The sequence below is a fragment of the Pseudomonas sp. 34 E 7 genome (assembly GCF_900005715.1).
Taxonomy (GTDB): domain Bacteria; phylum Pseudomonadota; class Gammaproteobacteria; order Pseudomonadales; family Pseudomonadaceae; genus Aquipseudomonas; species Aquipseudomonas orientalis_A.
Window position 1 is genome coordinate 45,673 of sequence record NZ_CVTX01000093.1, and the last position, 10,715, is coordinate 56,387.

General features: G+C 58.1%; 6 protein-coding genes and 2 pseudogenes. 6 read left to right on the forward strand and 2 right to left on the reverse strand.

The features are described from left to right. Window positions 1-56: 56 nt before the first annotated feature. Together BFP96_RS31720 and BFP96_RS31725 are read left to right on the forward strand one after the other, a co-directional pair. Window positions 57-257 (forward strand): annotated as a pseudogene (locus tag BFP96_RS31720) (HAMP domain-containing protein); the annotation flags it as partial. 339 nt (window positions 258-596) lie between these two features. After that, window positions 597-1,115: pseudogene (locus BFP96_RS31725) on the forward strand (methyl-accepting chemotaxis protein); the annotation flags it as partial. Between the two features lie 423 nt (window positions 1,116-1,538). Here the strand turns inward: BFP96_RS31725 and BFP96_RS06305 are convergent. Then, the gene (locus BFP96_RS06305) at window positions 1,539-2,807 is read right to left on the reverse strand and encodes a tyrosine-type recombinase/integrase (RefSeq protein ID WP_065892810.1); all 1,269 of its coding nucleotides are present in this window, start codon (window positions 2,805-2,807) and stop codon (window positions 1,539-1,541) included. 153 nt (window positions 2,808-2,960) lie between these two features. Beyond that, window positions 2,961-3,875 carry a LysR family transcriptional regulator gene (locus tag BFP96_RS06310; protein ID WP_065892809.1) on the reverse strand — a complete coding sequence of 305 codons (915 nt, stop codon included), beginning with the start codon at window positions 3,873-3,875 and terminating at the stop codon, window positions 2,961-2,963. Between the two features lie 269 nt (window positions 3,876-4,144). Between BFP96_RS06310 and BFP96_RS06315 the strand changes: the two genes are divergently transcribed. The 4 genes from BFP96_RS06315 to pgm all read left to right on the forward strand — a co-directional run bounded on the left by BFP96_RS06315 (window position 4,145) and on the right by pgm (window position 10,481). Next, entirely contained in the window at window positions 4,145-5,167 is a 1,023-nt protein-coding gene (locus BFP96_RS06315) for a zinc-dependent alcohol dehydrogenase family protein (RefSeq protein ID WP_065888106.1), read from the forward strand. Window positions 5,168-5,868: 701 nt separating this feature from the next. Then, on the forward strand, window positions 5,869-7,293 hold the full coding sequence (locus BFP96_RS06320) for a hypothetical protein (RefSeq protein ID WP_083216594.1): 1,425 nt from the start codon (window positions 5,869-5,871) through the stop codon (window positions 7,291-7,293). A 34-nt stretch (window positions 7,294-7,327) separates the two neighbouring features. Next, window positions 7,328-8,731 (forward strand): aminotransferase-like domain-containing protein, encoded by a 1,404-nt coding sequence (locus BFP96_RS06325; RefSeq protein WP_065935841.1) that lies wholly within the window; start codon window positions 7,328-7,330, stop codon window positions 8,729-8,731. Window positions 8,732-8,837: 106 nt separating this feature from the next. After that, complete coding sequence (gene pgm / locus BFP96_RS06330) at window positions 8,838-10,481, forward strand: phosphoglucomutase (alpha-D-glucose-1,6-bisphosphate-dependent) (RefSeq protein WP_065935842.1); 1,644 nt, start codon at window positions 8,838-8,840, stop codon at window positions 10,479-10,481. The last annotated feature ends 234 nt before the right edge of the window (window positions 10,482-10,715 follow it).

Below are 10,715 nucleotides of genomic sequence, written 5' to 3' on the forward strand. Positions count from 1 at the left end.
GCGTTAGCGATCTGAAAAATCTCTTGGAAAAACGCTACATTTCCGAAGCGCGCTCAATGGGATTAGTTGGTTTGCTGGTGAGTGGCTTTGGAATTCTGATTGTCGGATTCGTGGCGCGTGGAATCGTTCGTCCACTTCACAATATGCTGGCGATGATAAAGAATGTCGCTAAAGGGGAAGGGGATTTAACCCAGCGAATGAGTAGTTCGCGGGCGGACGAGTTAGGGCTTATTGCTCAAGAGTTTAATGTGTTTTTAGAACAGTTACAGATGTTAATTATTAAGGTCGTAGACTCAACCAAAATGATTGCTGACTCAACGTCCGACGGCGCCGCTATGGCGGCACAAACCCATAAAGGGATGCAGAGTCAGCAGAGTGACGTTGAGCAGATTGCAACAGCAATTAATGAGATGACTACATCCTCGCAGGATGTCGCAGCAAATGCCATGAATGCTGCAAAAGCAACGGAGCGTGCGGAACAAGCGGTAATTGACGGGAAAGTTGCGATGGAGGACGCCGTCGCCGCTATTCACGCGCTCGCTATTCGCATGGAAAATTCTGTCAAGACGGTGAAAGTACTCGAAGAAAGCAGCAATGATATAGGAGCTGTTGTAACTGCGATCCGTGCCATCGCAGAACAAACCAATTTGCTCGCACTCAATGCCGCTATTGAAGCCGCTCGAGCCGGAGATCATGGCCGTGGTTTCGCTGTTGTGGCTGATGAAGTTAGAAGCTTGGCGCAAAAAACCCAGCTTGCGACTGAGGAGGTTAGATTAATCATCGAACGTTTGCAGGGGGGGAGTCAGTCGGTGACCCAATCAATGCTTGAAAGTCATACCCATACTCAATCATGTTTACAGCAAGCGCAGATGGCCGCGCATACCTTCCTGGGTATCACGGCGTCCGTAAACATCATCAATGAGATGAATAATCAGATTGCTGCAGCTGCAGAACAGCAAAGCCAGGTGGCTGAAGAAATCAACCTCACAATAACAGGAATGGGACAAATTACGGATCAAGTCGCCACAGCGGCGAAGAAAGCGTTGGAGTCAGGATCAACCCTTAATGCACTATCGGCTGAGCAGTGTAGGTTAGTCTCCCAATTCAAGGTCTAACTAGCTATTAGTCACGACTGGATGCCGACCTTTAATTAATACTCGTTAATGGTTGGCCCGCTTCAAGCGTAGGCTCAGCTAACATAGGTCGATATGACGTAAATAAGAAGCCCATTAATATCTTTACGCATCCTGATCCTTTTTTTCAGTCAACGGATCCCCGTGCTCTCTCATTCATAGTTCTCTACGGTGATGCGAAAACAGCGTCAATGAGGGAGAGTTCGTCGATTGGCGATTGGCGATAAGTAGAATTAAATGGCATAGTATGGAGTCACTTGTACTTGGCTCCTGATGTACCTCAGTAAAATTTATAATTAAGTCCTCCCCTGCTTCGGCAAGAAAAGAAAATCTTTAGATTTCAATGGGGCGGGCGTTAGATGCGAGTCTCGTTTCCTGTTCCATTCTCCTGATTTTCGTATATCGTCAATCTGTCGTCACTCGCCAAGCGTTTTGCCGTAGATGATCTAAATAGTCAGCCCATCGTTGAGCCGCTTCCCGGCGTTGCGCTAGCAGTTGCGCACGCGCATAAACAGCCCCTAGCGCACCTGGCATTCTGTGGGATAACGATAGTTCGAGCACAATTGGATCGATTCCCAAGTGCTCGTGTGCAATGGTTCTGTAGGTCGCGCGAAAGCCGTGAGCAGTGATGTTGTACTCCGGCCAAATACGCTGAAAGGACTTGAGCATGGAGGTCGGGTTTATGGGACGTCCCGGATAGACCGGCGAGACGAACACCCAGCCTTTGCCTTCTTCATCCACCACGCGGGTTTTATGTAGCTCGCGTAACAGAACCAAGGCTTGTTCAGGCAACGGCACGATGTGTTTGCTCTTGTCCAGATGCTTGGTCTTGCTCACCACATAACGCCAATCGGCGCCCACCAAGTCGACATCTTCCCAGCGCATCTGCACCAGTTCGCCTGGGCGGACCGGCAACATGACCAGCAGGCGCATTGCGGTGGCAACGCTGCCGTCGTTGCAGTCATCAAGGCGTAGAAGAAACCTGCCCAGGTCGGATGGCCTTTCGATCGCCGGGTTGCTGGTCACGATGTGGCGAATCTTCAACTCCTCAATGTTGCTGAGCGCCACGTTGCGCTCCACCCAGCCGCGACCTTCGGCAAAGCCCAGAACGGCACGTATGATGGTGCGCACGCGCCGGGCCATGGCCATGGTGCGTTGGCGGCGCAACTCAGTGATGATCGTAGTGATGTGCTCCAACTTGATCTCGCTGATCGGTTTTTTGCCAATGGCAGGCAAGATGTGGTTGTTCAGCGCTCCGGTAAAGCCCGAGATGGATTTTGTCACCAGTTCGGCAGACTTGAATGCCAACCATTGCTCGGCCACGTAAGCGAAGGTGCGCTCTTCATTGAGCAACTGTGCCTCGATCTTGGCGGTCTTGGCCTTGAGCGGAGCGGTGTGGTTAGCCACGTCGCGGCGTGCGCCGCGGGCAATGTCGCGCGCCTCCTTGAGGCTAATGTCGGGGTAAGCGCCGATGGAGAAGCGGTTTTCCTTCCCATGCAGCCGATACTTCAATCGCCAAACCTTGGAAGGGGATTTGCCGACCTTACTCGACGCCCTCACCTCCAAGTAGAGGCCAGGAACTTCGCCATCGGCGTGTTTGCCAGGTTCGGTCAGTGATCGGATCAAGGCATCGCTGAGTTTTCGTTTGAAAACAACCGCATTATCTGGGGGCATCGGTGGGGGCATCCTTTTTAAGGAACCGAAATTTGCCCCCAATTATGCCCCCATGAGTCGTGGAATTCATTGGATTTAGACAGACGGCTATGGACTTAAACAACCAATAACTTGTTGTTATAAAAAGGTTTTATGGAATTTAGTAGAATTCCATTACAGGCTATCGGGGTCCCCAAAAAACATCTGAATCCGCGACCTCAACCACCGCTCCCCCGGATCATTATCCTGCGACCCGCGCCAGGCCATGTGCAGTTCGAACGAGCGCACCGGCAGCGGCGGGTCTTCGGCGCGCAGGCCGCCGGCCGAGGTCAGTGCCTCGGCGGCGTAATCCGGTACGTTGGCAAGGATATCGGTGCCTGCCAGTAGCGTCCCCAGGCCGTTGAATTGCGGAACGGCCAGCACTACGTGGCGTTTGCGCCCGAGTTTTTCCAGTTCTTCATCGATAAACCCGCTCAGGTCACCGGCGAACGACACCAGGGCATGGGGTCTTGCGCAGAAGTCGTCCAGGCTCAATGAGCCGGGCACGCTGTCGGCGCGCAGCAGTTTCGGCAGGCTGCGGCGAAGGACCTTGCGCTTGGCGTTGGCCGGCAGGTCGGCGGTGTAGCTGACGCCGATGGAGATTTCGCCTGAAGCGAGCAAGCCGGGCATGAGGATGTAGTTGACGCGACGCACCACCAGCACGATGCCGGGCGCTTCGGCGCGCAGGCGTTTGAGCAGTTGTGGCAGCAGGGCGAATTCCACGTCGTCGGACAGGCCAATGCGGAAGACCGCAGTGCTGGTGGCCGGGTCGAACTCGGCGGCGCGGCTGACGGCGGTGGAGATCGAGTCCAGCGCCGGGGAGAGCAGGGCGAAGATTTCCACGGCGCGGGCGGTGGGCTCCATGCTGCGCCCGGTGCGTACGAACAGCGGGTCGTCAAACAGCCCGCGCAGGCGTGACAAGGCCGCGCTGATGGCCGGCTGGCCGAGAAACAGTTTCTCGGCGGCGCGGGTCACACTGCGCTCATGCATCAAGGTTTCGAATACGATCAAGAGGTTAAGGTCGACACGACGCAGGTCGTTACGGTTCATCTTGTGTCCTGGAAGAGTCAGCGAACTTGACGAGAGCGGCCATATCAAGAACCTCCAAGGTTCCACTCTGAAGCATGACCGGCATGAATCTTACGGGGAAAGGCTGGTACTCTGCACAGGATAATTGAGTTTTCCTACGTTAGCTGAGGTCTATTCCTCACATGCGGAATCAATGACAAGCATGTCGACTATTAATGGCGACCTGTGGTCTTACCCGTAAAGCCCAGATAGAGTTCATGGCATTAGAGGTTACTTTGACGAGGTTTGCGATGTCCCGCACGATTCGTTTTCACAAGTTTGGTCCGGCCGAGGTGCTCAAATGCGAAGAGCATGCAGCCGCGCAGCCCGCACCGGGCGAAGTGCAGGTGCGTGTCGACGCGATTGGTATCAGCTGGTACGACATTCTGTGGCGCCAGAACCTGGCGTCGTCCCATGCACGTCTGCCGTCTGGCCTGGGTCATGAAATGGCCGGTGTGGTGGTCGCCCTGGGTGAGGGCGTGGACGATTTGGCGGTGGGCGACAAGGTCGCCAGTTTCCCCGCCGAAAGCCCTAACGATTACCCGGTGTATGGCGAGCAGATTGTCCTGCCGCGTTCGGCCCTGACCCGTTACCCGGATGTCCTGAGCCCCATTGAAGCCAGCGTGCATTACACGCCGCTGTTGATTGCGTATTTCGCCTACATGGACCTGGCACGGGTCAAACCCGGGCAATTTGCCCTGGTGACCGACGCCAGCCACTGCGCCGGGCCTTCGTTTGTGCAGCTGGGCAAAGCCCTGGGTGTACGCGTGATTGCCGCGACCAAAGACAGCGACGAGCGCGAGTACCTGCTGTCCCTTGGGGCGGAAAAAGTGATCGTCACCGAAGAGCAGGACCTGCTCATGCAAATCAACAAAATAACCGGCGATCGTGGTGTCGATGTGGTGTTCGACGGCCTTGGCGGGCCACAGATGTCGTTGCTTGGTGATGTGCTGGCGCCACGGGGCAGCCTGGTGTTGTACGGCCTGCAGGGCGGCAACCAGACGCCGTTCCCCGCCTGTGCGGCGTTCCAGAAGAACATTCAGTTCTTCGTGCATTGCATCGGCAACTTCACCGGCAAGCCGGAGCTGGGCATCATTCAGGACCACGTGGCGTTGCAGCGGGCCTTGCGTGATATCAACCAACTGACCGCCGACCGGGTACTGGTACCGCTGAAAACCACAGTGTTTCCGTTCAGCCAGTTCGTTGAAGCTCATCGCTACATGGACGAATGCCCGTGCCGCGAACGGGTTGCGTTGCAGGTTGAAGCTGTTTGAGCTGTAGGAGTATTCGCAAATGAATGCTCCAGCGTCTGCGCGGATACGGCAGATGCGCCATTTGTCAGGGCTTAACCCGCGCCAGGGTTGAGCCGCTCCGAGGGCGCTGCGCCCCGTAAACAATACCTTTTGCCCTCACGCCGCCCTGAAATCCAGCGCGGCGCTGTCGTGTGGGCGTTACTGAAGTTCGCGCTGCAGATCATCTGAGCTGCTTTCCTGCGTTGTTCTGTATCTATTAATCATTATTTGAGCGCCGATAATTGTGGCTTCACCATCATCTCAAGGATTGAGCAATGATTAGCTATTGCACACTACTGTCTCGCGTCAGCGAACTAATCAAGCGATACCCTGGCTGCAGAAATGCGCTCAGAACATCCGGCCTTGTTGTCAGGAGCAGGATTAAATGGTTGATTTAATATTTGTCGGAAGTTTCGCTAGTTTGTTAGTTAGGGCGCTGTAGGAAGTTGTCGGAATATTCCTAGGGTGTGCGACGTGACCACACGGGGCCCTGGATTTTCGCGTCTGCGCGTAGGTTCGGTCGTGCGCGGCTCAGGTGCCTGCGCCGGTGATTTTGTTGCCAGGTGCTAGTGTTTAATCATCTTTGTGCCCTCCAGCGGAAGACAAGCCTACAGATGTAATGGGTCAAGCAGCGGTATCAAAAGTTGCTTTGAAACTGATATTTCAACTCAGGTAGTAGAACGATGAGCGCAATTCACGAACAAGCCATGAACTATGTTTATCAGCAAGTTCTGCAACGTTTGATGGGGCACTTCACGCGCGCCGAAAGGACTGCACTCCAATTGTTGATCCAGCGCATAGTGGTGGCGGCAGGCGGGATGGAACAAGTGGCCAACTACAAAGTGTTGATCGCGCACGGCGGCGGTGAGGTGAGCAGTTACACCCTGGCGCTGCTGCGAGCGGCGCAGTTGAGCATCGCTGGCCGTGCGCCCAAGACTTTTCACCTGCGGGTCGCAACGTTGCGGCATGCCGGGATGACACAGGCGACGCTCGACAGTCTGAACGAGGGCTACGGCGCGCTGTTTTTCCACGATGATCCTCGCGTGGAGCTGTTGATGGTGGAAAACCAGGATGTGCAGCCTTTCCATCATCAGCGGCCGGCATCCAGCGTTGGCCGTGAGGTCAGCCAGCGCAATAGGCTGATGATCGGGCACCTGACGTCCGGGGATGTCCGCGCAACGCTGTGCAACGATACTTACCTGGCCATGGGGGATTTCTACCAGCGCATCAGCACGTGGAACGGCGGCGTGCACGCCCTGGTCAGCGGCGACGCGCCACGCAAACAGAGCCAATACCTGGCCTGGCTCAAGCGCGCGGCACTGGGCGCGGGCGTCACTGTGCCGCCGCGCAGGCCCGCCTCGCTCAATATCCTGTTTGCGCGCATGCAGGAGTGGAGCACCGGTTGCTACCGCGACCTCTATGGCGAGCAGTTCGTGGAGACCGAGGGCACTGGCCGTGGCGGGCACCGCCATTTGGCCTATATCGGGGTGGCCGATCTGCTCGACGAGGTCGATATCGCCTCGGCGCCGCTGCTGACCGATTTCCTGGCCCACAAGCCGGACCCGTTCGACTTTCACTTCAGTCATCCTGACTATCCCAACCCGCTGCTCATGGCGCATCTGCATGGGCTGCAGGCTCGCTGCCTGCGGGAGTTGTCGTACGAGGAGGGCGTCGAAGCGTTCGTGCACCAGGCCAGGGGGGCGATGGGCCGTCGACAAATCCCGCAGAGCCTGATCGACGAGATGAGCAGTCACGAGGGACGCGTGTTGTCGACGACCTACGCCAGCGGGTTCTTTGGCCTGGACGAGGGCCAACTGACTTGCCTGTTGTTCTCTCCGTTCATTCATCACGGCGAGCGCCTGGAGGGTTACCTGCGTCAGTGCCATCCCGGCATGCTGGTGGGGCTTCCTGAATTGCATAAGGCGTTGCAGGGCAAGCCCGCTGCCGACATGTTGCAGCAATGGCTGATTGACACCAGTGGCCTGCCATTGCCTCTCCTGCAGCACTTGTATCGCAAGCGGCCTCTGCACGCGGGCCGTGGCGTCCAGGCACGCAAACGGCGCGGAGCGCGGGTGCAGGCGCAGATTGCGCAGTTGTCGGGACGTTAAGCGTGCCGGTACGTGCAAGCCCGAGCGGACGCTCATGAAGCTGCGAGGAGAGCGGCAAGCCGATTTTGCCTATCAGGCGGTGTACCGCTACATGATCAACCTGATCAATGAAGTCAGCCTTGAGACACCGGTAAAGCTGCCTTCACTGCGGCAACTGTCGACCCGGTTGAAGGTGTCGATCTCGACGATTCAGTACGCTTACTCGATATTGGAGAAAGAAGGGCGGATCTACTCCGTGGCCAAGTCAGGCTACTTTGCCTGGCCGGTGGCCGCCAACGCACAAATGACCACCGGTACCGACTTGCTTGAGCGCCTGTATGCGGCAACGCGGCGGCCGGCCATGGTGGTGCTCAGCGGCGATGAACCGGCGCTGCTGGGCTCACTCGATAGCGCATTGCTGACGCTGGAGCGCCAGTTGATCCGCCGCTATCCCCATCACCTGCAAACTCGCTTGCAACCCTCTGGCGTCTGGGAGCTGCGCGCGGCGCTGGCGGCGCGGTATACCTCGTCGCCCACGCGTTGCTGGCAGGCGGATGAGGTGTATATCGGCGCCGACTTGCGCGGTGTCCTGGAGATCCTGATCGACGCCCTGGGTCTCAAGGGCACGGTAGTGGTCGTCGAGTCACCTTGCGATTATCGGGTCTTGCGCCTCTTGCAGGGCGCTGGCGTGCGGGTTATCGAACTGCCGTGGCAGGCCGATGGACACTTCGATTTGACGACCTTTGAACACCTGCTGCGCCACGAGCCGGTGCATCTGGTGCTGCTGTCGTCGGTGGCGAGCATGCCGTCAGGCAGCGTGTTGTCGCTACAGGAGCGGTTGCAGGTAGCGCACCTGCTGGAACGCTACGGTTGCTGGCTGCTGGAGAATGACACCTTTGGCGAACTGAGCTTCGTACCGTCCCCAACGGCCTTGCGAGACCTGGTCAACCCCGAGCGACTGATGGTGTTTTCGTCACTGGAAAAGACCCTTGGTCCGGAAGCACCGTTTGGTTTTGTACTGTCGCGGCAACTGAGCAGCCAATTGCAGCGCCAGTTTTTGTTGCGCGCATTCCGTTTGTCGTCGATCCGCCAGCGGGCCATTGCGCGCTTGTACGAAAGCGGGCGGTTTGACCAGCACTTGCAGACGCTGCGCCAACGGCTTGGCGAACAAGCGCAGGCCATGAGTCATCGTCTGGACGTGCGGTTGGAAGGGCGGGTGAGCTACCGAATGCCTGGCGCCGGTGCCAGCTTCTGGCTGCAGTCGACGACGGCGGTGGACATGCATCAGGTGTTCCAGCGCCTGGTGACGCAACAGGTGGTGATCGCCCCGGGTGAGCTGTTCAGCCTCAGCGGCCTGCATCACCAGCATATGCGCCTGAGTCATGCATTCAGCGGTCATCCGAACCTGGATATCGTGCTGGATACGTTGGCCGCGGCGCTGCAGCAGGCACAGGTCTGATGGGTATGAAATTTCTGTTTGAGTTGTGGGATCGATACCGTCGCGCAGTAGTCCAAGTCCCCGTAAACTGTCATTTTTCCGAATACTCATTTTCCGAGGTTTATGCATGACTATCAGTCCTTTTGCGGGCAAGCCGGCACCAGCCCAGTTGCTGGTGGATATCCCGCGACTGGTCACGGCCTATTACACCGGCCAGCCTGATGCAGCGATCTCCACCCAGCGCGTGGCGTTTGGTACTTCCGGGCACCGTGGCAGCTCGTTCGAGCTGAGCTTCAACGAATGGCATGTGCTGGCGATCAGTCAGGCTATCTGCCTGTACCGCGAGGCCCAGGGCATCGATGGCCCGCTGTTTGTCGGCCTGGACACCCACGCCCTGTCGACGCCGGCCGGCGCCAGTGCGTTGGAAGTGCTCGCCGCCAATGGCGTGCATGTCATGCTCGCCGAAGGCGACGAATACACGCCGACGCCGGCGATTTCCCACGCCATCATCTGCTACAACCGTGGCCGCACCCGTGGCCTGGCCGACGGTATCGTGATCACGCCGTCCCACAACCCGCCGCAAAGTGGCGGCTACAAGTACAACCCGCCTAACGGTGGCCCGGCCGACACCCATGTCACCAAGTGGATCGAAGCCAAGGCCAACGAACTGCTGGCCAACCAGCTCGCCGGGGTCAAGCGCATCACCCACGCCCAGGCGCTCAAGGCTGATACCACCCACCGCCATGATTACCTCAACAGCTACGTGGCCGACCTGGTCAATGTGATCGACATGGATGCCATCCGCAGCGCCGACTTGCGCCTGGGCGTCGATCCGCTGGGTGGAGCAGGGGTGCGTTACTGGTCGGCGATTGCCGAACACTACCGTCTGAACCTGGACGTGGTGAACACCGAAGTCGACGCGACCTTCCGCTTCATGAGTGTGGACTGGGACGGCCAGATCCGCATGGACCCGTCTTCCAGCTATGCCATGCAAGGGCTGATCGGCCTCAAGGAGCGCTTCGATGTGGCGTTCGCCTGCGACCCTGACCACGACCGTCACGGCATCGTGACCCCGTCGGGCGGGCTATTGGCGCCGAACAACTACCTGGCGGTGTCCATCGATTACCTGTTCCAGAACCGCCCCGACTGGCGTGCCGATGCGGCGGTGGGTAAAACCGTGGTCAGCAGCGGCCTGATCGATCGTGTTGCGGCGCGTATGGGCCGTCGTTTGTACGAAGTGCCGGTGGGCTTCAAGTGGTTTGCCGATGGCTTGTTTGAAGGCTCGTTGGGGTTTGGCGGCGAAGAAAGCGCCGGGGCTTCGTTCCTGCGCAAGGACGGTACCGTCTGGAGCACCGACAAGGACGGCCTGATCCCGGCGCTGCTCGCCGCGGAAATGACCTCGCGCAAGGGCCAGGACCCGAGCCAGCTCTATCGCGGCCTGACTGACGCACTCGGTGAGCCGTTCGCTATCCGCGTCGATGCCAAGGCGACGCCGGCGCAGAAGGCCCTGCTGGGCAAATTGTCGCCGCAGCAGGTTACGTCCACGCAATTGGCCGGGGAGAGCATCCAGCAGGTTCTCAGCCATGCGCCAGGCAACGACCAGGCTATCGGCGGTTTGAAGGTCATGACCGAAAACGGCTGGTTCGCCGCGCGTCCATCGGGTACCGAGGATATTTACAAGATCTACGCCGAGAGCTTTATCGGCGAGGATCACCTCAAGCAGTTGGTGCAGGAGGCTCAGGTGCTGGTAGACGGGGCGATCTCCGAGTAACTGAACGCCCTGAGATCAAAATGTGGGGGCTTGTCCCCGATGGCCTCTGGGCTGGCCGGGCTTTTGTGCCGATCCCGGTCCAAATGTGGGAGGGGGCTTGCCCCCGATGGCGGCCTCTGGGCCGACCCGGATGTTGGATCGGACCGAGTACATATCCGTTTCTGCGGTAACGGCTGCTAATGGTTCCGCTTTTACAGCGGCTCACTTTTGAAAAGCGCAAAAGTAAGCAAAACG